24 protein-coding genes are annotated in these 21,283 nt (G+C 30.7%); 19 read left to right on the plus strand and 5 right to left on the minus strand.

From position 1 onward, the window contains the following. Positions 1-5 precede the first annotated feature (5 nt). Both DS884_RS06720 and DS884_RS06725 read right to left on the minus strand, forming a co-directional pair. Positions 6-2,021: a fumarate reductase/succinate dehydrogenase flavoprotein subunit gene (locus DS884_RS06720; RefSeq protein ID WP_093869596.1), complete on the minus strand. Its 2,016-nt coding sequence runs from the start codon at positions 2,019-2,021 to the stop codon at positions 6-8. Positions 2,022-2,033: 12 nt separating this feature from the next. After that, positions 2,034-2,711 carry a succinate dehydrogenase cytochrome b subunit gene (locus DS884_RS06725; protein WP_113786208.1) on the minus strand — a complete coding sequence of 226 codons (678 nt, stop codon included), beginning with the start codon at positions 2,709-2,711 and terminating at the stop codon, positions 2,034-2,036. Between the two features lie 266 nt (positions 2,712-2,977). Here DS884_RS06725 and DS884_RS06730 point away from each other — a divergent pair, with 266 nt between their 5' ends. Next, positions 2,978-3,172: a hypothetical protein gene (locus tag DS884_RS06730; protein WP_113786209.1), complete on the plus strand. Its 195-nt coding sequence runs from the start codon at positions 2,978-2,980 to the stop codon at positions 3,170-3,172. A 104-nt stretch (positions 3,173-3,276) separates the two neighbouring features. On the opposite strand, the gene DS884_RS06735 is transcribed toward DS884_RS06730, so the two are convergent. Genes DS884_RS06735 through DS884_RS06745 form a run of 3 tightly spaced genes read right to left on the minus strand, consistent with a single transcriptional unit; the run spans position 3,277 to position 5,392 of the window. Beyond that, a complete protein-coding gene (locus DS884_RS06735) occupies positions 3,277-3,960 on the minus strand; it encodes an alpha/beta fold hydrolase (RefSeq protein WP_113786210.1) in 684 nt (227 codons plus the stop codon). After that, positions 3,960-4,580: a DUF6973 domain-containing protein gene (locus tag DS884_RS06740; protein ID WP_113786211.1), complete on the minus strand. Its 621-nt coding sequence runs from the start codon at positions 4,578-4,580 to the stop codon at positions 3,960-3,962. Before DS884_RS06740 ends, DS884_RS06735 begins: the two co-directional genes overlap by 1 nt. Positions 4,581-4,591: 11 nt before the next feature. Then, complete coding sequence (locus DS884_RS06745; RefSeq protein ID WP_113786212.1) at positions 4,592-5,392, minus strand: S24 family peptidase; 801 nt, start codon at positions 5,390-5,392, stop codon at positions 4,592-4,594. A 317-nt stretch (positions 5,393-5,709) separates the two neighbouring features. Between DS884_RS06745 and DS884_RS06750 the strand changes: the two genes are divergently transcribed. The 18 genes from DS884_RS06750 to DS884_RS06825 all read left to right on the plus strand — a co-directional run bounded on the left by DS884_RS06750 (position 5,710) and on the right by DS884_RS06825 (position 21,275). Continuing rightward, positions 5,710-9,219 carry a hypothetical protein gene (locus DS884_RS06750; RefSeq protein ID WP_113786213.1) on the plus strand — a complete coding sequence of 1,170 codons (3,510 nt, stop codon included), beginning with the start codon at positions 5,710-5,712 and terminating at the stop codon, positions 9,217-9,219. 227 nt (positions 9,220-9,446) lie between these two features. Next, complete coding sequence (locus DS884_RS06755; RefSeq protein ID WP_113786214.1) at positions 9,447-9,815, plus strand: hypothetical protein; 369 nt, start codon at positions 9,447-9,449, stop codon at positions 9,813-9,815. A 290-nt stretch (positions 9,816-10,105) separates the two neighbouring features. Then, entirely contained in the window at positions 10,106-11,461 is a 1,356-nt protein-coding gene (locus tag DS884_RS06760) for an HNH endonuclease (RefSeq protein WP_147239378.1), read from the plus strand. After that, the gene (locus tag DS884_RS06765) at positions 11,458-11,874 is read left to right on the plus strand and encodes an SMI1/KNR4 family protein (RefSeq protein ID WP_113786216.1); all 417 of its coding nucleotides are present in this window, start codon (positions 11,458-11,460) and stop codon (positions 11,872-11,874) included. Before DS884_RS06760 ends, DS884_RS06765 begins: the two co-directional genes overlap by 4 nt. A gap of 441 nt (positions 11,875-12,315) precedes the next feature. Beyond that, positions 12,316-13,089 (plus strand): HNH endonuclease, encoded by a 774-nt coding sequence (locus DS884_RS06770; protein WP_113786217.1) that lies wholly within the window; start codon positions 12,316-12,318, stop codon positions 13,087-13,089. Continuing rightward, on the plus strand, positions 13,086-13,511 hold the full coding sequence (locus tag DS884_RS06775; protein ID WP_113786218.1) for an SMI1/KNR4 family protein: 426 nt from the start codon (positions 13,086-13,088) through the stop codon (positions 13,509-13,511). Before DS884_RS06770 ends, DS884_RS06775 begins: the two co-directional genes overlap by 4 nt. A gap of 139 nt (positions 13,512-13,650) precedes the next feature. Continuing rightward, the gene (locus DS884_RS06780; protein ID WP_113786219.1) at positions 13,651-13,779 is read left to right on the plus strand and encodes a hypothetical protein; all 129 of its coding nucleotides are present in this window, start codon (positions 13,651-13,653) and stop codon (positions 13,777-13,779) included. Positions 13,780-13,783: 4 nt separating this feature from the next. Continuing rightward, complete coding sequence (locus tag DS884_RS06785; protein WP_113786220.1) at positions 13,784-14,197, plus strand: SMI1/KNR4 family protein; 414 nt, start codon at positions 13,784-13,786, stop codon at positions 14,195-14,197. An 85-nt stretch (positions 14,198-14,282) separates the two neighbouring features. Then, the gene (locus DS884_RS18410; protein ID WP_158530822.1) at positions 14,283-14,423 is read left to right on the plus strand and encodes a hypothetical protein; all 141 of its coding nucleotides are present in this window, start codon (positions 14,283-14,285) and stop codon (positions 14,421-14,423) included. A gap of 217 nt (positions 14,424-14,640) precedes the next feature. Continuing rightward, positions 14,641-15,048 (plus strand): hypothetical protein, encoded by a 408-nt coding sequence (locus DS884_RS06790; protein WP_113786221.1) that lies wholly within the window; start codon positions 14,641-14,643, stop codon positions 15,046-15,048. Positions 15,049-15,279: 231 nt separating this feature from the next. Beyond that, positions 15,280-15,711, plus strand: a complete 432-nt coding sequence (locus tag DS884_RS06795) for a TIGR02594 family protein (RefSeq protein ID WP_113786222.1) — start codon at positions 15,280-15,282, stop codon at positions 15,709-15,711. Further along, positions 15,704-16,123: a phage holin family protein gene (locus DS884_RS06800; RefSeq protein WP_113786223.1), complete on the plus strand. Its 420-nt coding sequence runs from the start codon at positions 15,704-15,706 to the stop codon at positions 16,121-16,123. The genes DS884_RS06795 and DS884_RS06800 overlap by 8 nt, the downstream gene beginning before the upstream one ends. A gap of 91 nt (positions 16,124-16,214) precedes the next feature. Then, positions 16,215-16,922, plus strand: a complete 708-nt coding sequence (locus tag DS884_RS06805; protein WP_113786224.1) for a phage tail protein — start codon at positions 16,215-16,217, stop codon at positions 16,920-16,922. Positions 16,923-17,011: 89 nt separating this feature from the next. Then, positions 17,012-17,701, plus strand: coding sequence for a hypothetical protein (locus DS884_RS06810; RefSeq protein WP_113786225.1), 690 nt, complete (start codon positions 17,012-17,014; stop codon positions 17,699-17,701). A gap of 135 nt (positions 17,702-17,836) precedes the next feature. Next, positions 17,837-19,501, plus strand: a complete 1,665-nt coding sequence (locus tag DS884_RS06815) for a hypothetical protein (protein WP_113786226.1) — start codon at positions 17,837-17,839, stop codon at positions 19,499-19,501. A gap of 5 nt (positions 19,502-19,506) precedes the next feature. After that, complete coding sequence (locus tag DS884_RS18415) at positions 19,507-19,677, plus strand: hypothetical protein (RefSeq protein WP_158530823.1); 171 nt, start codon at positions 19,507-19,509, stop codon at positions 19,675-19,677. Further along, the gene (locus tag DS884_RS06820) at positions 19,674-20,534 is read left to right on the plus strand and encodes a hypothetical protein (RefSeq protein WP_113786227.1); all 861 of its coding nucleotides are present in this window, start codon (positions 19,674-19,676) and stop codon (positions 20,532-20,534) included. The genes DS884_RS18415 and DS884_RS06820 overlap by 4 nt, the downstream gene beginning before the upstream one ends. 141 nt (positions 20,535-20,675) lie before the next feature. Then, positions 20,676-21,275, plus strand: coding sequence for a hypothetical protein (locus DS884_RS06825; protein ID WP_113786228.1), 600 nt, complete (start codon positions 20,676-20,678; stop codon positions 21,273-21,275). The last annotated feature ends 8 nt before the right edge of the window (positions 21,276-21,283 follow it).

A 21,283-nucleotide genomic window follows, 5' to 3' on the forward strand; every position in this document is an offset into this window, starting at 1 on the left:
CTATCTTATTTGTATGAACGTTGTTTTAATTCAATATCGTTAAACTCTAATTCTTCTTTATGTAAAACTGCATCAGCTGGTTCACCTTTATATTCCCAAGCTGCTACATATGCATAATCTTTATCATTACGCTTAGCCTCACCTTTTTGAAGCCCATCTAACTCAACAGACTCTTCTCTAAAGTGACCTCCACAAGATTCATTTCTATCTAAAGCATCTTTAGCAAACAATTCACCTAGCTCTAAGAAATCGGCTACACGACCTGCTTTTTCTAGCTCAGGATTCATTTCATTCGCATCTCCAGGTACTGTTACGTTTTTCCAGAAATCTTCACGTAAAGCTTTAATTTCAGCCATTGCTTCTTTTAAACCTTTTTCGTTACGAGCCATTCCACATTTTTCCCACATAATTTTTCCTAACTTTTTGTGGTAATAATCTACTGAATGCTCTCCTTTATTATTTACAAAGAAATTAATTCTATCCGTAACTTCTTTTTCAGCTTCATCAAACTCTTTAGAATCTGTAGGAATTTTACCTGTACGAATATCTCCAGATAAATAATCTCCAATTGTATATGGTAATACAAAATACCCATCAGCTAAACCTTGCATTAATGCAGAAGCCCCTAAACGGTTTGCTCCATGATCAGAGAAGTTTGCCTCTCCAATACAGTATAAACCATCAACAGTTGTCATTAAGTTATAATCAACCCAAACACCACCCATTGTATAGTGTGTTGCCGGATAAATCATCATTGGTGTTTCATATGGATTGTCATCAACAATCTTTTCATACATTTGGAATAAGTTACCGTATTTTGCTTCTACAATAGCTTGTCCTAATTCATATATCTTAGCAGCAGATGCATTACTAATACCTTTTAATTTTGCTTGCTCTTTACCATAACGGTCAATAGCTGATTTAAAATCTAAATATACAGCCTCACCAGTTGCATTAACACCAAAACCAGCATCACATCTCTCTTTTGCTGCACGTGAGGCAACATCACGAGGTACTAAGTTACCAAATGCAGGATATCTTCTTTCTAAATAATAATCTCTTTCATCTTCTGACAAATCAGTTGGCTTTTTACGACCTTCTCTAATTGCCATTACATCTTCCATGTTTTTTGGTACCCAGATACGTCCATCATTACGTAATGATTCTGACATTAACGTTAACTTAGACTGATAATCTCCTGAACGTGGAATACACGTTGGGTGAATTTGTGTATAACAAGGGTTAGCGAAATACGCTCCTTTTTTATGTATTTTCCATGCTGCAGTTGCATTAGAACCCATTGCGTTTGTTGATAAGAAATATACATTTCCATACCCTCCTGAAGCAATAACTACTGCGTGAGCAGAATGACGCTCTATTTCACCAGTAACCAAATTACGAGCTATAATACCACGAGCTTTTCCATCAACAATAACTACATCTAACATTTCATGACGATTGAACATTTCAATCTTACCACGAGCAATTTGACGATTCATTGCAGAATATGCTCCTAACAATAATTGTTGTCCAGTTTGACCTTTTGCATAAAAAGTACGAGATACTAATACTCCACCAAACGAACGGTTATCTAACAAACCACCATAATCACGAGCAAAAGGAACTCCTTGTGCTACACATTGATCAATAATATTTGCAGAAACCTCAGCTAAACGATGAACGTTTGCTTCACGTGAACGGTAATCTCCTCCTTTTACAGTATCATAGAATAAACGGTAAAATGAATCACCATCACCTTGATAATTTTTTGCAGCATTGATTCCTCCTTGAGCAGCAATAGAGTGTGCTCTACGAGGTGAATCTTGATAAGCAAAAGCTTTTACGTTGTATCCTAACTCAGCTAATGTAGCTGAAGCAGAACCACCTGCTAAACCTGTACCTACAACAATAACATCTATTAAACGTTTGTTGGCAGGGTTTACCAAGTCAATTTTATCTTTATAAGTTGTCCATTTATCTTTTAATGGACCTTTTGGAATTTTTGAATCTAAAGTTGCCATACTTGTTTCGTATTATTGATTGAAATGGTGAAATAAAGCGATAATTATAAATCCAACAGGAATACCTATTGCATAAACTTTACTAAATGTTTTCAATCCTTTAGTATATTTATTGTTTGCTCCAACTGATTGGAATGCAGAATTAAACCCATGTAATAAGTGCATTGCTAAGAATCCGAATGCTACAACGTAAGCACCAACTCTTGCTGGGTTTAAAAATTTGTGTTGTAACTCATGGAAGTATCTTAACTTTCCATCATGTAATCCACTCCAATCACCTTTTATAAATTTGGTGTTGATTTCTGGAAACCAAAAATCAATAAAGTGTAATACCACGAACGCCAAAATCGCTAAACCAGACCAAATCATGTTTCTGCTCATCCAAGTAGAATTTGCTGCTCCGTTATTTTTAGCATAACTTACTTTACGTGCACTCTTGTTTTTTAATTCTAAGACGAATCCCATTACAAAGTGAAAAACAACTCCGAAAATTAATACAGGTTGCATTACATATTGAATTAACGGATTTGTCCCCATAAAGTGCGACATTTTATTGAATGTTGCTCCATCATCTGGAAAAATCGAGGTAATGTTAATTGCAAAATGTTGTAATAAGAAAAACATCAGGAAGAATGCCGAAAGTGCCATGGCAAACTTTCTTCCGATAGAAGATTTTAGTAATCCGCTCATTATTTTGTTTATTGATTAAATAATAAGTACAAATTTAAGTGGTACATGCTACTTGAACAAACTTTACGAATTGTTTTATTAAATATTTAGAATGGGTATAAATAAACTGCTTTCACTAATCATTAGTAGAAAATGAAAAACACTATTACAAACTGAAAAACAGCACATAACGACATCAATAGCTTAAAAGAATCACCCGAAAAGGGTGAGTGAAAAGTAAAATACAACACTTAGTTTTGAAATAACTAACCAAAAAGTAAAAGAAAATGAAAACTCAATTAGATTTTTTAAAGTCATCAATTCTTACAAAAGAAGAGCAAAAAGAAATTCTAGGAGGAAAATTAGACGTTCGTTATTGCGCATATGCTACAAATAATGGAGGTATTGAAAAAAGATTAGACACAGGAAGTGGCTGTAATACTTCCGTTAACTGTTTAGGATGTTGGTGGGAAAAAATTTAATCTAAAAATTGAAATCCCCCCATTTTAAAATTTTAAATAGTAAAGTAGGTTTTAATCTAAAATAATCCTTGAAGATTTAACCTTAAGGATTATTTTTTTAGCAACTATATTATGATTTTTAGCATCTCAGCTATCTCTTCTGGTTTTTCAAGAGGAATCATATGTCCACAGTTTTTAACACTAACATACCTCCCCTTTAAGGCATTATTAGCAATCACTTTTATCTCTTTTGATGAAACTAAAGCATCATTTTCGGCCGAAATAAATAAAATAGGGATTTTTAATTTTGAAACTTCCTCAGAAATATCAAATCTTGAAGAAGTAGCTTTTAGTTGACGTATTAAAACCTCTTTACCTAAATCACTATCCATTTTTTTGATAATAGATATAACTTTTTCATTTTGATGGTTGCTAAAATGGAGAAACTGCTGAATTCTAACTTTTGAAATACCTTTATATTTATGTTTCTCTAAAAAATCAATTGTGCTTTTTCGTAATTGAATTTCATTCTGATTCAATCCGTTAGTATTCGCTGCAATTACTACTAATTGCTTTACCTTTTCTGGATAAGTAACAGCGAAATTCATAGCAGAAAACCCACCTAAAGAAAACCCTACAATTATCGCTGGCTCTTCAATTTCAGTTAAAATAATATTATTAATTTCACTAAAAGAAATAGCATGCGTAATATCAATATGAATTAGCTTTACATTTTCTAATTTAGGAAACACAAATTGCCATAAATCAATGGTACACATAGTGCCTGAGATAAAATATACTTTTTGCATCAACTTTTTTTATTAGAAAACACCAAACACTTATTATTTACCCATTTCCCTTGTAACGATTCATTTGAAATAACAGCACCTTTACAAGTTAAAAACTTACCTCGTTTATCTTTTTTAATAATCTTTAATCTTCCTTGATGTATGGCGTTTATTATCTGATAAATCAATCCTTCTTTAGAGGCTACACTTCCTTTTTTAGTAAAAGTTAACCCAACATCATTATTAAATAAATCCATAGAAGAAGATATTTTATCAGGAACAACACCATCTTCTAATTTACGCTTTTGAAAAGTCTGATAATTTTCTTTTTCATGAGCTCTACCTAGAGAGCGGGCAGCCTTTTTACCTATTTTTTGACGTAAACGAGCCATCCAAAAAGCATGACGAAAAGCGTCTACTTGCCCACCAGAAGCATCACCATCTAATAAAGGTGATTTTTGTATGGAGTCCGCAACTCTATTTGCTTCTTTTGAAATAAGCAATGCTTTTTTAGCTTTGAATGGATGAAAAAACACCCAAACCTTTTTTGGAGTAGACAGCTGTTTAAATTTCCCCCAATTTGATTGAGAAAACAAAGAAGTGCTTGTAAAAATGAGCAACAACAGAATTTTTTTAAACATGAATGTTTATGTTAGTTTTTGCTATTAACCTGCTCTTGTAATTCAACAATTTTACTTTCTAAATCATGCAACCTATCATAAACATCAACTGGCTCAGGCATTTGCTTAGACGCAAACATAGAAACATACCAAACCTCCATAATTTCCTCTGCATTTATAGTATACATTGGATAATTACCATCCTTGTTATCGCTTTTTAAAATAAGCTTACCACGTTCATGAATTCTATTAATAACTCTTTTTAACACGATACCATCATTTTTACTAACTATAATATACACACGACCATCTTTAATGTCAATAAGGTTTTCAACATACTTACCAAAAACCAAATCGCCGTCAAAAAACGTTCGCACCATAGAATTACCTTGTACTTCAAAACAACGGAAGGTTCCATTATTTAAATGTGGCATATGAAAAGAAGGTAATTGTTCAATATAATTAGAATCTCCATAACCATTTAAATACCCAGCTCTTGCTTGAATAGGTACATAAATTACATTTTCATTACCTGATTCATTTACAGAAACCACCTGAGGAACTCCAGAATATGTTGGAGTATTTTTTACTTCAGACGTTAGCATAATATCACTTTTTCCAAATAAATAATCAGGATTTATATTAAATTCATTAATAATCGCAGTAAGAACATCATATCCAGGCTTCGTTTTTTTTCTAGTTCCATCTGCCTGTGGCCTTCCATTAATTATACTGTCTACGGTAGTTCCAGTAACTCCAATTCGTTTTGAAAAAGAGAAATTATTTAAATTAAAAGCGTTTCTAATAGTTGCTATTTTTTCTGATATCCCCATACCTTCATGTTTTTGAAAAAATTAAACATTTTACACAATTAATTAAACTTTTGTTTTGTTTAGTTTGTAAAATGTGTTATATTTGCACTGTAATTAATTGCTAATATACAAAAAAACTTTAAAAATCAAACATTTGTATAGTTTTGGTAATTGCGTTTTAGAGATTTTAACTTGATTTCAATCATTTTTTTAAAACCTCATCCTTTTAATTCAAACATTTTATTGAATTAAGTTCAAAACACGAAGCAGAAACTGTTAGAAAAGCAAAAAACAGTTGCTCAATTGAGCTTATTTAAAAAAAATTAAAATCTATTAAAATGAGTAAAAAACCAATTAAATCAAACCTATTTAGGTTTGTAACATTACGAAGCCCACAAACAATTGAAGAGAAAAATTTAAATATTGGATTTGTATCTTTTCCTGAAGAAAAAAGAGCTGAAAGCCTTGCTTTAAAAGCAGTTGAAACAGTAACTACAGAAGAAGAGAGAAAAACAGCACTAAAAACTGCTTACGATACTGGCTTTACTCCTGTTGCAAAAAGACAAGAAGTAAAAAACCTACATGACAACCTTTATATGTTTTCAAATTGGTTAATGCGTAATAAAGCAAACGTATCTTATGCTTCTATTAAATCAAATTCAACTGGTGCACAAGAGCTTACTCTTGACCAAGAGCGTGTTATTTGGGACAATTTATTTTATCAAACCATTCATAAAACATCTACAAACGTTAGAGAAGCTTTAATACAAGTACTAGTAGCAAATAAATTCTTAAAAGCATTTAATGCTTTCACTAATAGTTTATCTCCAGAATTGGCAGGTGAAATTGTTTTCACAGAAGAAAATGAGAAAGAATTTATACGAAGAGCTAACGCTAGTATAATTGTACCTAAAGAAGTTGTTCTTTCTAGCAGAAAACAAACATTAGAGAACACCTCTAAATTACCTGCTAATGTAGCCAATTACATGAAAGCAAACCTGGAAGTAGCACAAACACAAAAACGCTTACAAAACTACGAGGCTATACTAGGTGAAGTTCAAAAAATTGAAAAACTATACACCAAAAAAGAACAAGCAAGATACCAAGTTGCCTTAGAAGCCCATACCTCACAAGTTGAAGCATTAAAAAAAGCTGCAACACCAACTATTCAAAAGTTCTTAGATTTCGAATCAGGTTTTGAAAAAACATTAGAAACTTTTCCAGAATTAGAGTTACCAAAGTTTGAATTTATTAAAAACCCTGAAATTGACAGAAATATTAATACTACAGATCCTGATTTTCAATTTTCTCAAAATGCATTAAACCTTTTAAATTCAGAAGATTTTAAAAACTTAGATACACTATCAGAAGTTAACAAAACACTTGAGCAAAAAATAAAAACTCAATATCAAACAATCTTTAATACAACACCAGAAGACACCAAAAACGTTAACGTACGTGGTGAAAACATTAGTATAAATGTTGAAAATCAAAAACCTTTATACTCATATACTGGTTACTTAAACAGCAATTCAAATAAAGAATCTAGCGTAATTGTGCATTTAAAAGTTGAAGATGCAAACAACATCTCAGTAACTTCAGCTACCTATGAAATTACCAACCCAAACAATGAAACACTATATTCAGGCACCACTGTAAAAAGTAAAAAAAGCAGTTTAGACTCAGTACTAGAAATTGAATTTTTCCCAGAGAAAACCAATTTCATAAGCGAAGGAAGCTATAAAATAAAAGCTGAATTTACTTTAAGTAGCGGAGAAACATTAACATTTGGATTGGACGATTTCACAATTTATACAGATGATGGTTACTTAGAGTCAAAAGGTATTTTTGGTCAATGTGTCATAAAAGCCTCTACAGAAAATGTAGACAAAAGTGGTAACGGAATATTATACGGTATCTCTCAATTAGGTATTGCCGATTTTAGACGTGTAGAGCAAGAAGTATGCTGCTATGTTCCTGGTGAAGTATCTCATATTGAGAATATAATGGCCAAAGAATACAAAGAGCGAACAACAAGAAACTTATCAAGCAGGGAAACTTCTACAGAAAGAAACTCAGAAAGAGAAGTTGAAAACCTAACAGACACAAGCACAACTGAACGAAATGAAATGCACAATGAAGCTTCGTCAATTGTAAATAAAGACACAGCTACAAGTTTTGGAGCCAACGCCAGTTATACAGGTTTTGGAGCAACTGTTGGCATGAATTACAACAGGTCTTCTTCAAATGCCATTTCAGATTCAAATACACAAGCAAAAACATATGCACAAGACGTTACTGAAAAAGCATTAGAGCGTGTAATTCAAAAAACAAGTACAAAACGTACTTCGAGAATATTACAAGAATATGAAGAAAACAATTCTCATGGGTTTGACAATAGAAAAGGTGATAAACACATTAATGGAGTTTATAGATGGGTAGACAAAGTATACAAAAACAAAGTAGTAAACTACGGTAAACGATTAATGTATGAATTTGCTTTACCAGAACCTGCTAAGTTTTTAATAAACTCACAAATAGAAAACAACGATGATGCCCAAATTATTACTGCTCCTAAAAAGCCAGTTCATCCAAAAGATTTAAAAAATCTATCAATAAAAAGCCCTAGCGACTTAAGTGAATCAAATTATCAAATATTAGAGAGTATTTATGGAATTGATATTGATACACCTTTAGCTAACCAAATAATTGTAAACAAAAGTAAAAGTGGTGTACTTCAAAAAGGAGGAGGGTCATCGAGTTTTATAGCAGAAATACCTGACAACTATGAGAGTAATTATTTCACAGTTACGTTAAGCGGAAGTGTTGCAGCCGGTGGAGTAAAAGAACACATGAGCATGGTTGCTGTAGTTGGTGGAATAACTCCTCCAGCTGGAAAATATAAAGAATTTTTTAGCAACAAAGGTAGCCTTGATAAGGTTAAAGATGAACTACCATACTCAATACATACTTGGGATGTTGGTGCTTATACCTTAAGTCTTAAGCTTAACTGTAACCTTACAAATAAAGCTAAAGAAGAATGGAAAAGTAAAGCGTACAAAAAAATAATTGATGCATATAATATAAAACTTCAAGACTACAACATTAACTTAAAAGAATATGAAGATCAATTAAAATTACAAAAGGAAGAACTTAAACGTAAAGAAGAAGAAAAATCTGTAAAAGATAAAGGAGGATTAGCAAACAGAGCTATTGAAAAAAGAGAATTAAAGCGTATCGCTATAGATTTACTAACTAAACCTTTTGATTTATCTACTGCTGAAAGTCATTATATCAATGAAGACTACAAAACAGTAAATAGAAGCGAAAGCTTTCATAAACATAATGAGGTAATAAAATTCTTCGAACAAGCATTCGACTGGGAAATTATGGCATACACTTTTTACCCTTATTTTTATGGAGCTAAAGCTAATTGGAACGAATCGTTAAAACTTGAAGAAGGAAACGACCCGATATTTAAAGCCTTTTTACAAAGCGCTATGGCTAAAACTATAATTCCTGTTCGTCAAGGATTTGAAGATGCTGTAAACTGGTATATGAAAACTGGAGAAATTTGGAATGGTCAAGGTATGGTTACCAATATGGATGACGATTTATACGTGTCTATTGCCGAAGAAATGAAAACACTACAAGGTGATGTTGAAGGTACCTGGGAAACAAGAGTACCTACCTCACTAACTGTATTACAAGCAGATTCTGTAGCGTTAGACGAAGGAGGTTTACCATGCAACCCTAATTGTGAAGAAAACGGAATATTCAGCAGTGTAAAAACATCACCAGATGGTGTTAACTTTGATATTGTTGGTCAAACAAATACCGTAGCTTAAGTGTTGTTAAACACATTAACAACAAACTTTACCTAAGTGTTTTATTAGAATAAAGTTCGTTTTAGATGAATTTGTGATAGGGACAATAATTTTTACAATTGCTCCCTATCACTTCTAATATCTTTTTTTAAAAAATTTGGTTTTAAATAGTCACAACTATTTATTCTAAAAACCTACAAATACAAAAGGTAAAGTTTGTTTTTTATCAACCTTAAAAAACAAACGCTATGCATTCACATATATACGGAAAAAAACACTTTGAACATAAAACTAATTTTGGAGATACACTAGTTTTTTCAGACATAGTACAAAACAAAATCAAAGAAACAGAAACCATTAACGAAGTCCTTTTTATAGAGATAGAAAAAGGATATAAAACACTAAACAAATGGTATATTCATTTTGACAGAATATTATCTTCAGAGTATGGAACATTCTATTTAGATCAAAACAATCAAACTTCAGGATATGCAAAAACAGAAGAAATTGAATACGAAGTAACTGAAAAAACTTTTAGCATAATAGAAGCTCATAAACAGGACTTTCAAGATGGGAAAATACCTTATTACCCAAACTTCCTGAAGATGGTATTCTAGACACCAAAGGATTAACAAGTAAAATATACACAACATATATAGCTCCGTTAGGTGAAAGATTAGTTTCATTTGAAAAACAAATTCAAGAACATAGCTTTATAAAAAAATTAGTACGCTTTGATGCAACAAAGTTTGTAAATGTTCTTAAAAGCATCCCGGAAATACTCGATACTTTTTTTGAAGCAATAAATGATAAGTTACATGAATTTTACTATTTTATTAATGGATTATTAGTAGGTTTAATTAATAGTATTGTAGAATTTTTTAAAGCTATTTTTGATATATTAGCATTGTTACTGGATATTATAAATGGTGTAATCCAGTCAACCAAGTTCTTTGAAAACCCAACTAGTTACTTAAGTATGTTTGTTGAAAGTTTTGAAAACTTTATAGATGTTATTACAAACGCTTTTACAGTTAAAAACCTTAAAAAGATTGTTTCCTTTTTATCAGAATTACCTAAGTTATCCTTTGCTTTAATAAAAGGACTTTTTAACAAGGTAAGCAATATAGAGATTGACCCAGGTGCACTAGGGTACTATTTAGGCTTTTCAATTGGTTTTATAGCTTCAGAAGTAGTTACTTTTTTCTTAACTGGAGGCTCAGGAAATATTGCAAAAGGAATAAAAACCGTATTTCAATCGTACAAATCTTTAGCAAATACAACAGGAAAAGCAATTCGAAAAACAGTAACTTTTACCTTCGATACTTTTATTAAAGTAGTTAAAAAATTATTAGACTTTTCTAAAAACATTCCTAAAAATATTGATGCTTTAAGAAGATTGATTTTGGAGTTTATTAGGAAATTAAATAAAGGAGTTCTTATCTTTTCTGATGAAGTATTAACATTATATAATAAATTAGGTGTTATTATAAAAAAAGTACCACAACAGCCCGTTTTAGCGAGTGGTATTCCAGTACCTATTGGAGATAATATTTATGCACTTATCAGAGAAGGAAAAGAAGTTTTTAGAGGTTCTAAGAAAGAAGTAGAAAAACTTGCTGAAAAGCTAAAAAAACTTAGTAAAGAAAGTTCTAAAAAATATTTTGACGAGTTCTTGGACGCCAAGAATTATGAAAATCAATTATTAAAGGTTGCTAATGGAGAATATATTAAAAAGCTTCTTACCTCTAATATTGATATTTTTGATAAATTTGGAAAAAGAATTTTTAGAGTAAGTAAAAAAGATTTCGATACCTTTATTAAATTTACGAAAAAAACGACAAAAGAACGAAAAAAAATAATAGAACAAGTAAATAAGGAGCTAAGATTAAGAAAAGCGAAATATAACCCTCAAACTGCTAAACAAAAAGGGTATAATGTTCCTTTAAGTAAAAATGGTACCTCTCCAGATTTCGAGGGAACACCTTATTTGTATAATGATAAAAGTGTTGTTAAAATACAAATAAAAGGAAGTCGAGATTTAGATTTTAAGGAGTCATTTGAAAAAATAGGAATAACAGATAGAAAAAAGCAAAAAGTTATTTTGAAAAACTATACATGGCATCACTTAGACGATTTAGATGAAACTTTAGGATGTACTATGCAATTAGTTTTGAGAAAAACTCATAAAGCAACCTATAAACATTTTGGATCAGCAGGACAATCTGTTTTTTCAATACCATTAACAAAATATTTAACATGATTAGTTTTATTTTAACAGAGAAAAATATCAAAAGTGAAGATTTAGTAGTTTTTGAAAAGAAATTCAAGCTCAATTTGCCAGAAACATACAAAATGCATATGTTAAAATTTAATGGAGGAGCTCCTGATAAAGATTATTTTAAAGGCGTAAATATAGCTCACTTTAACCCAATTAAAAATGGTGATGACACCCTAGAAGATCAAATAGAATCTTTAAAAGATCTTTTACCCTTAGGTTATCTTTCTTTTGCATATGACCCAGGAGGTAATCAGATATGTATGGATTTAAATGAAGGAAAGGACTATGGAAAGGTGTATTATTTACCCATGGATATGGGAGATATAGAACCCGAGTTTCTTTCCAATTCATTTGAAGACTTCTTGAGTGGACTTTCTGAAGATGATGATTATTAAAGAATAAGTAAGTTCTCTTTAAAATAAAAAAGGTTGTCAAATATTTGACAACCTTTTTGTTATAATAAAATCACTACTTTTTTCTTAACAGGAGGATCAGGAAATATTGCAAAAGGAATAAAAACCGTATTTCAATCGTACAAATCTTTAGCAAATACAACAGGAAAAGCAATTCGAAAAACAGTAACTTTTACCTTTGATACTTTTATTAAGGTAGTTAAAAAATTATTAGACTTTTCTAAAAACATCCCAAAGTATGTTGATGAATTTAAAAAAATAATTTTAGAATTTATTAATAAACTAAACAGTGTTGTTAACCAAATTTTTAATGGTTTAGAAGCCGCTCTTGATTTATTATATGACTTAGGAGTTGTTATTTCTCAAAAACTAGATCCTAATACAGGAAAAGTACTTGGTCAAGATGCGGATGGAGCAATTTATATGGTAAAACATAATGGGAAAACCATTATGGAAGGCACGGAAGATGCGGTAAGAAAATTTGCACAACGAATTGATGAGATTCGTACTAGTGGAGGAAACGCGAAAAAGAAAGTTCAACATTATTTGGATGAATTAGCAAATGAATTCAATTTTAAATACAAAAAGTTTCTTGAGTCCAATGGCTTAAAGATTGAAAAACCCAAAGGAGCAAGGAGTAATCTCCAGATCGTAGACAAAAAAGGGGATATCTATTTTTATGGCAAACCTAAGGAAATAGATGAGTTTATCTGGTTAACAAATAGAACTAATGCAGAGAAAATAGCAGATTATAAAAAAGTAATTGAGTATTTTGATTCAAGTACAGCTCGATACAGAAGAGAAAAAATTTGGGATAATGATGTTGTTTTGAAGTTCAGTAAACACAATAACCCACCTTTAAGTGTTGACTTTAAGTATACACCCCAGTTTTTTTATGGGAAAAAGAAGGGAAAACCTGGTACAGTTAAAATCAAGTTAACAGGAAATGATGAGATTGATTTTAAGATGGCTTACAAAAATTCTGGAATATCAGAAAAAGAGATTGACAATATTGACTCATTATATACATGGCATCATTTAGATGATTTTGACCCATTAACAGGAGAATGTTCTATGCAACTTGTTTTAATGCAGGTTCATAAAGCTTCTTGTCCACATATCGGCGGAGCGGGTTTATACAAGGCATTTATGGGTATAGGATATCCTAGTAGAAAAATAAAAACGAATTTAAAATGAATAAAATAAATTTTAAAAAAGTAAATAAAAAAATAGAATTATCGGATTTAATGGATTTTGAAATCCAGTTTGGTTTTACAATTCCTGAACACTATAAAAGCTTTTTAATTGAAAACAATGGAGGGGTTCCTGTGGAAAGAGTTTTTTGGAATGGAGAACTAGAATTAGGAGTTGGTGCTTTTTATTCTTTAAAACATGGTGACTCTAATTTAGGAGATATTCTTAATATTGTTTATGGTGATAATTCTTTACCGAGGTTTTTTTTACCTTTTGCTCACACAAGAGGGGGAAGTGATTATGTAATTGACTTAAGAGAAAAAAGATTAAACGATATATATATATATCACTACGATGGATCTGAACCATTTAAAATTGCAAATTCTTTTGAGGAATTTATAAATAATCTTGAAAAGGGTGAATAAGAGTATAGATTATAACAATTTATAGCTTCTATAGAATTTCTTTAAGATAAATAATTAGGAAAATCACCTAATAGTTTAGGTGATTTTCTTTTCACATGTCTTAGCCTGCTGTATTTCTAGTTTTAGTACTTGGCATCATATGGATGATTTAAATACAGGTTTAAAAAGTACTTTTCAGTTAGTACATAGAAAAGTGCATGCTAAAACTACTCAACATATGGGAAGTTTTTACCAAATAGAAAAATTATTAGAACTCATAAAATTATAAAATAATGGAATTTATACCAGCAGACAAGTTGATAAATAAAGATGAACTTATAGAGTTTGAATATGGCTTAAATGGATTAAAATTACCTGACGATTATAAAAAACATATGTTAAGATATAATGGAGGTGAAACAGATGAAATTTATCTTTGGAAATTAAATGAAGAAATTGAGTTTCATGATCTCAATCCTATAAAGTATGGTTATGGGACTATGGAAGAACGTTTTAAAATTGATAGAGTTGAAGTTTTACCAGAATCGGATATTTTTATTGGAGTAATTAGGGGAGGTGATATATGCATATCATTAACCGAAGCAGGAAGTTATGGTTCTGTCTACATTATTTATTCTGATGGTAAAAGAATAAATTTAGCTTCATCATTTACAGAGCTTTTAAATGGGTTTGTCGTGGAAAGCTAAAGATAGATATCTCGATAGCGCAGATATATAATCCTTACCGAGTATGATTAAGTAACTAGAATTATATGAAAATATTTTTAAAAGAATGCTTAGAGTTACTAGTGTAAATTTTAGTAATGAGATCATATACGAATATTTAATGAATTTCAAATCCTTTATGGAAAATGAAGAGTTTAGTTTGTTAGCAGATGATCGACCAACCAATCGTCCTTGGATGCAAAAATAACCCAAGAACCTGGTCATACTTCTGACTCATCACTTTTATGACACGAGTAAAAACCAGCTTTCAAACCACCTAAAAATTTAGGTGGTTTTTTATTGAAATAAAAAATAGTCAATAAATTTAAAATCATACTTTAACAAAACAATAGTATCATTTTAACAGCGTTTTAAAACATATGTTTGTATGTTTAACATGCATATGAAATTAAAAACAAAACGCTATGAAAAACCCACCACAAAAAGCACTGCCTTTTTTCTATGAACGAATCTTTAAGATTTTAAAAAAAAACAATGTAGTTGATTTATCAGAATCGCTTTCTATTATCAACAATAAAGCATCAAAATATTTCTTCGAAAAGGAAATTTTCCAACTAAGCTTCTCAGTACTCATTAAAGGAACTACAAAGCTATTTAGCATATTGGTAACCGCTAATGAATGTATTAATCAAGAAGACTGTAATGAACTTCAAAACAAGTTAGGCATTGAAATTGAAGGATATGGAATGCGATTTACCATTCTTAATTTTGTATACAGTTTTACACTACAAATAGACCAGAAGAACAGTGTATTTACTGACACTGCTTCTGTGAAAAATGGATGTATCTATTTCAATAAAGAAATGCACTAAAAACCAAACCCTTAAAACATTTTACAAATAAATATGTAATTTGTTTTGATTTAATTAGTAGTATGTTATATATTTGTATTGCTTTTCTAATAGTTCATTTATTTATTAACCTTTTTAATGTTAAGCAGAAACCGAAAAAGTTAGATTAAACCTCCGTCAGGTATAGAAAAAAAGAAAAAGAATCTGAAACTTAAAAGTTTTGTCTGCTAACGCTTAAAATCAAACATTTGTATGAATAGTTTAATATCAACAGCGTTATCACAATATGGCGTAAAAGAAATAAGAGGCTCTAAAGATCACCCCCAAATTGTAAATTACTTTACATCATTAGGGTTTGATGGAGCAAAATTTAAAGACGAAACAGCTTGGTGTAGTGCCTTTGCTAGCTGGGTTGCCAAACAAGCCGGTTACGAACACTCAAGTAAATTAACAGCTAGAAGTTGGTTAACCGTAGGCACCTCATCAAATAATCCTCAACCAGGTGACGTAGTTGTTTTATGGAGAGAATCTCCTAACAGTTGGAAAGGACATGTTGCTTTTTTAATAAAAGAATCTAAAAGATATGTTTATCTGTTAGGCGGTAATCAAGGAAATAGTGTAAGTATAAAAGCATACCCAAAAAAAAGAGTGCTAGAATATAGAAAACTAAGAAAAAATGGATAAAATAACACATATCATTTTTTGGTTGTTAGCTTTACTATCACCTTTAAATGGAGTGTTAACTACCATGATGTTTTTAATTATGGTTGATTTTATAACCGGAGCATATGCTGCATTAAAATTGCAAATACCTATAAAAAGTGGAAAAATTGCAAATACAATATCAAAGTTTTTTATCTATAATTTAGTAATTATATCCGCTTATTTTTTAGAAAAACACATTGTAAATGAAGTTCCTTTCTTAAAAATAATTGCAGGTTTTATAGCAGTAACTGAAATAAAATCAATACTAGAAAATTATAATAAAATTTATGGCGTTAACCCCTTTAAGGCACTACTTAATTTATTAAAACAAAGCGGTCTAAAAGACACTTTAGATCAAATAACTGAAGAAGAAAATCAAGAAAAAAAATAAGAAAAGAAAAAGTATAGTCGCTAACAGCTAGTTTTTAGTGACTCTTTTTTATCAAAAAAAAAAATTTAATAAACCGATAAAAAAGTAAAAAATGAAACAAGACAAAGAAACTTTAAAAACATATTTTGAAACTGGTGACAAACCAACGCAACAACAATTTTCAGATTTAATTGATAGCTTAAATATCCCTTTTATTGGAGAGATTAAAACAGTCTCTTTTCACGGTATTCCTGAAGGCTGGGCAAGATGTGAGGGTCAAATCTTAAATATTTCTGAATATCAAGATTTATTTAGCTTTATAGGAAACACCTATGGTGGTAATGGAACATCAACTTTTGCTTTACCTGATTTAAGAGGAAGAATTCCTTTAGGAGCAGGAAACAGTACTAATTTATCAAATTATTCTACTGGTCAAAAAGGTGGTGAAGAAACTCATGTTTTAAAAGAAAATGAAATGCCTTCGCATACACACATTGCAGTAGTAACTGACCCCACTTCTGGTATTGCAAATATAGAAATTCCAGCATTTGATGACCTTGGAGATTCTTCTGATCCTAGTAATACTGGTATTTTAGCTAAGTCTGAAAACACAGTTGGAACCGAAATGAACCTTTATTCAAATAAGACACCTGACACAAGCTTAAAACCATTTACTGCTTCAGTAGATAGTATAACTGGTGGATCAGTTACAAACCTGAACAATGGTGAGAACCAACCTCACAACAACCTCCAACCCTATTTAGCAATCAATTATATTATTGCTTTGAAAGGAAGAATTCCTTTCGTTAATCCGCATTAAAAAGTGAAAAGTTTAGTCGCTAACAGCTAGTTTTTAGCGCCTCTTTTTTATCAGAAAAAAAATTTAATAAACCGATAAAAAAGTAAAAAATGAAACAAAACAAAGAAACTTTAAAAGCATATTTTGAAACTGGTGACAAACCTACTCAAGAACAGTATTCCGATTTAGTAGACAGCTACATTGATGCTAAACAACCAACTGGTGGAGCAAACCGAAGATTTGTTATTAATAAAACTGGAGATGTTAATGTAACTTCTGAACAAGCAATACCAGAATATTCACTATCTAACATAGTTAACAATAAGTTTTCTATTATTAAAGATGGAAATGTAATAAAAGAGCTAGATTTAACACAATTTGCAAATGACAGTTCTTCTATTGGTCAATTACCTAAAAAAAGTTATGATAATACTTACTCTACTAAATTTCATGATGTAGTTTTAAATACCGAAAACAATTTACTACATACTCATACGTACACAGACTGGGTAGATGTTCCATTAAACAGTGGGTATTCTGCCAGTTATCTTAAAATAAAATTAGAAGGGAAGTTTATGTTAATTTCTGGTTTTAACTTAACTGGGAGTTCTGACGACAATATAATTACATCTCAGTTACCATATACAATTCAAACCACTCAATACTTTAGAGGTGGCGGTGGTGGTCCGACTGGCATGCAAGATTATAAAGTTCAAACAAATTCTACCTCTTTACATAGCATTGGTTCACTTACCGGGTTTAATGAGTTTTTTGCAATATTAATGATACAAACCAACTAAAGAAATTTAATATTAAGTTGGTTTTCAAATACTTAATATAATTACAAAAAGAAAACAGCTTACTAATATAATATTTGGCTGAGCAAACATATAGTGTTTGCTAGCCATATTTATGAATAATCAATTCAATAAAAAATGAAACAAGATAAAACAACAATTAAAACATATTTTGAAACTGGTGACAAACCAACACAACAACAATATTCCGACCTTATAGACAGCTACATTGATACTAAACAACCAACTGGTGAAGCTAATCGTAGGTTTGTAATTGAAGAAACTGGAGACGTAAGTATAGCTTCAGAACAAAAAACACCTGAATATACCTTATCAGAAATCACGAATAATAAATTAGCCTTATTAAAAGATGGTGAAATCGTTAAAGAAATAGATTTAACTCCATACATAGACGATACGAATTTATCTCGCTTAGTTTCTGGAACAGTTGATGCTAATGGCGTAGCTACTTTTACTCGTGATGACAACTCTACTTTTACTGTAGATTTAAGTAATTTGAATGTAGGGGTTCCATATACAGGTGCTACAAAAGATGTGGATTTAGGTCAGCATACTTTAAAAATTGGTAAACAAGAAATTAATAGTGGGTTTTCTAAACATGAAATTAGTCTTCTATCCACTCAAAGTGGACTACCTTTAATAAGGAAACAAACAGAATATTTAAATAGTACAAACAACTTTATAACAACATTTGGCTTAGGGTTTGGTGAAGAAACCATAAAAAACAACAGAGGTGTAAACTGCCTAGGTATAGGACATTATGCTTTAACAAACAACACAGGAAACTATACTATTGGAATAGGTGGAGAAGCGGGGCGTTTTAATACTGGTAACAACTCTATATTTAGCGGTTATTCTTCTGGTCAAAACAATACTGGCTCAAATACAAATGGTTTTGGTATTAACGCTTTATTAAACAATTCAGGAAATGAATCATCTGGAATAGGAGCGAACGTATTGTCAAATAACACAGGAAATAACGTAAACGGGATAGGGCTAGGTACTTTATCTGAAAATTCTGGTCATGACTCAAATGGACTTGGATCTTATGCTCTTCAGTTTAACAAAGGAAATAATAGTATTGCTCTTGGACATAAATCTTTACGATATAATGAAGGGATTAACGCAATAGGTATTGGCTATAATGCTATGCAAAAAAACAAAGGTGAAACCTCTTTAGGTATTGGATATAACTCTTTATTTTACAATTTAGGAAGTTTATCTAACGGTATAGGAAATCAAACATTAATTTACAACCAAGGAGATAACAACAATGCTTTAGGAAACAATTCTTTTTCTAATTTTCAAGATTACCTACCTAATAAACAAGAGTTTAACTCTACCAATGTAGATAACTCTCAAAACAGAATTTCAATCACATCTCATGGGTTTGGAACCCCAGGTAAATTAATTATGTTAAGATATAATAATGTTTCAGGCTCTAAATTAGGAAGTTTTAATAACTCAAGTCTTTATCAATTTAAAATAATAGACCCTAACACTATAGAAAGTTATCAGTCTATTACTTCTACTAATACAGGAACACATGAGTTAACCCCTCAATATACTTATAACAACACTACTACTATTGGCGCCTATTCACAACCAACCAAATCAGATCAAATAGTTTTGGGAAGTTCAGGTATAAAAGAAGTAACCACAGCTGGAGATTATATAAGTACTGGAATAGGTAAAGGTTTAATTCTAAAAACTCCTGACGGTAATAAATCATATAGATTAAGTATAGATAATTCAGGTAACATAACAACTACTTTAATATAAAATCAATGAAAAAAGAGCAAAAAAAAGCATTAAATAGTTTGATAAATGGAATTGAATTTTCACAATCTAAAGGGGTTTTTTCACTTTTTGAAGCTAGTGAGCTTTATAAATCTATCAACGTATTAATTCCTTTAATTCAAGAAAAAAACAACCTTATAAAACATAATGAAAAATGAAACAAGATAAAAAAACAATTAAAACATATTTTGAAACTGGTGATAAACCAACTCAAAAACAATTTGAAAACTTAATAGATAGCTATGTAGATAGTAAACAACCAAAAGGTGAGACTAACCGCAGGTTTATTATTGATGAAACTGGTGAAGTGAGTGTAACCTCAGAACAAAAATTTCCTGAATACACCTTTTCAGAAATTACAGGAAACAAATTAGCATTATTAAAAGATGGTATAACTGTTAAAGAAATTGATTTAACTCCATATATTGATGACACTAATTTGGCTAGATTAATTTCTGGTACAGTTGACACTAATGGCATAGCTACTTTTACTCGTGATGACAATTCTACTTTTACTGTGGATTTAAGTAATTTGAAAAATACTCAAATTCAATCAGACTGGAATCAAACAGATAACTCACAGCCTAATTTTATTAAAAACAAACCCAGCATCAGCAACACACTTCCAACAAATTTTTACGAAGAAGGAACGTTCACTCCAGCTTTTAATGGACTAGGAGCTAATTATACAGCTACTGGTTTAGGAGCCAATTACATTAGGGTAGGCAATATAGTAACTGTAAATATAAATGCATCTGGGATTAATGGTAATACAGGAGAGTTTAGTATAAGCCTACCATTTACAGACAAACACATATCTACAGCAGGAATTATACGCATTTTAATCGGGTCAAATTTAACAGATATCCAAAAAGGGAAGCTAAAGGTATTAACGACTGGTAATAACATGAAAATTATACAAATGGATAATGATACTGTTATGAGTAGTATAGGTTTTACGAACGGTGGAATATCGGCACAAATAACCTTTGAAACCAACGTTTACACACCATAAACTAAAAAACAAAGTCTAACCGCTAACAATACTTTTAGCGGTTCTTTTTCCTTTTTTTAAACTCCGTGTTTTATGTTATTTCTATGAATACTCTTCACTTTAGAAAACATACACTTTTTTTCAAATCATAAAACACAAATCATGAAGCTTACAAACCTCAAAACCAATAGCATAATATTGGTCGGCATATTATTGCTGTTACTTATCAATTTATTTTCAAGAAGAACAAATAAAACTACAATAGAAAAACCTAAAATAACTATTGTTAGAGATACTATTTGGCAACCTAAAATAGACACTTTTAAAGTACAAACTATAAAGTATAAAAAAGTATATGTTCATAAAAAAGATATTACCAAAATTATAAAAGACACCATTTTTATAAAAGACACCACCAATTTTGTAGCAGCAAAAATATACCGAGATACTTTAAACAATACCGATGTAGAAATTTATAGTTACGATTTGGTAAAAGGAAAATTGTTAGACAGTCAGTTATCCTATAAACTCAAGGTTCCTAGAGAAATCACTATTACTAAAACTATTGAACATCCAAAAACCTATAGAAGCGGACTATATCTATTTTCTGAAGTTGGAGGAAATGCACAAAAGTTTGACAACCTAAGTTTAGGAATACAATACAATAGAAAAGGAAAATGGTTTGCTAGCTATCGGTTAAATGTAAATCAATTTAGCCAACCTACCCATAACATTGGGTTTGGTTATCGATTATTCAATTAAAAAAAGAA

Source organism: Tenacibaculum sp. E3R01 (assembly GCF_003318185.1).
GTDB classification, from domain to species: Bacteria; Bacteroidota; Bacteroidia; order Flavobacteriales; family Flavobacteriaceae; genus Polaribacter; species Polaribacter halocynthiae.

Coding starts and splice junctions, on each gene's coding strand:
- DS884_RS06720 (WP_093869596.1), bottom strand. CDS start 2,021: ATGGCAACTTTAGATTCAAAAATTCCAAAAGGTCCATTAAAAGATAAA.
- DS884_RS06725 (WP_113786208.1), bottom strand. CDS start 2,711: ATGAGCGGATTACTAAAATCTTCTATCGGAAGAAAGTTTGCCATGGCA.
- DS884_RS06730 (WP_113786209.1), top strand. CDS start 2,978: ATGAAAACTCAATTAGATTTTTTAAAGTCATCAATTCTTACAAAAGAA.
- DS884_RS06735 (WP_113786210.1), bottom strand. CDS start 3,960: ATGCAAAAAGTATATTTTATCTCAGGCACTATGTGTACCATTGATTTA.
- DS884_RS06740 (WP_113786211.1), bottom strand. CDS start 4,580: ATGTTTAAAAAAATTCTGTTGTTGCTCATTTTTACAAGCACTTCTTTG.
- DS884_RS06745 (WP_113786212.1), bottom strand. CDS start 5,392: ATGGGGATATCAGAAAAAATAGCAACTATTAGAAACGCTTTTAATTTA.
- DS884_RS06750 (WP_113786213.1), top strand. CDS start 5,710: ATGAGTAAAAAACCAATTAAATCAAACCTATTTAGGTTTGTAACATTA.
- DS884_RS06755 (WP_113786214.1), top strand. CDS start 9,447: ATGCATTCACATATATACGGAAAAAAACACTTTGAACATAAAACTAAT.
- DS884_RS06765 (WP_113786216.1), top strand. CDS start 11,458: ATGATTAGTTTTATTTTAACAGAGAAAAATATCAAAAGTGAAGATTTA.
- DS884_RS06770 (WP_113786217.1), top strand. CDS start 12,316: ATGGTAAAACATAATGGGAAAACCATTATGGAAGGCACGGAAGATGCG.
- DS884_RS06775 (WP_113786218.1), top strand. CDS start 13,086: ATGAATAAAATAAATTTTAAAAAAGTAAATAAAAAAATAGAATTATCG.
- DS884_RS06780 (WP_113786219.1), top strand. CDS start 13,651: ATGGATGATTTAAATACAGGTTTAAAAAGTACTTTTCAGTTAGTACAT.
- DS884_RS06785 (WP_113786220.1), top strand. CDS start 13,784: ATGGAATTTATACCAGCAGACAAGTTGATAAATAAAGATGAACTTATA.
- DS884_RS18410 (WP_158530822.1), top strand. CDS start 14,283: ATGCTTAGAGTTACTAGTGTAAATTTTAGTAATGAGATCATATACGAA.
- DS884_RS06790 (WP_113786221.1), top strand. CDS start 14,641: ATGAAAAACCCACCACAAAAAGCACTGCCTTTTTTCTATGAACGAATC.
- DS884_RS06795 (WP_113786222.1), top strand. CDS start 15,280: ATGAATAGTTTAATATCAACAGCGTTATCACAATATGGCGTAAAAGAA.
- DS884_RS06800 (WP_113786223.1), top strand. CDS start 15,704: ATGGATAAAATAACACATATCATTTTTTGGTTGTTAGCTTTACTATCA.
- DS884_RS06805 (WP_113786224.1), top strand. CDS start 16,215: ATGAAACAAGACAAAGAAACTTTAAAAACATATTTTGAAACTGGTGAC.
- DS884_RS06810 (WP_113786225.1), top strand. CDS start 17,012: ATGAAACAAAACAAAGAAACTTTAAAAGCATATTTTGAAACTGGTGAC.
- DS884_RS06815 (WP_113786226.1), top strand. CDS start 17,837: ATGAAACAAGATAAAACAACAATTAAAACATATTTTGAAACTGGTGAC.
- DS884_RS18415 (WP_158530823.1), top strand. CDS start 19,507: ATGAAAAAAGAGCAAAAAAAAGCATTAAATAGTTTGATAAATGGAATT.
- DS884_RS06820 (WP_113786227.1), top strand. CDS start 19,674: ATGAAACAAGATAAAAAAACAATTAAAACATATTTTGAAACTGGTGAT.
- DS884_RS06825 (WP_113786228.1), top strand. CDS start 20,676: ATGAAGCTTACAAACCTCAAAACCAATAGCATAATATTGGTCGGCATA.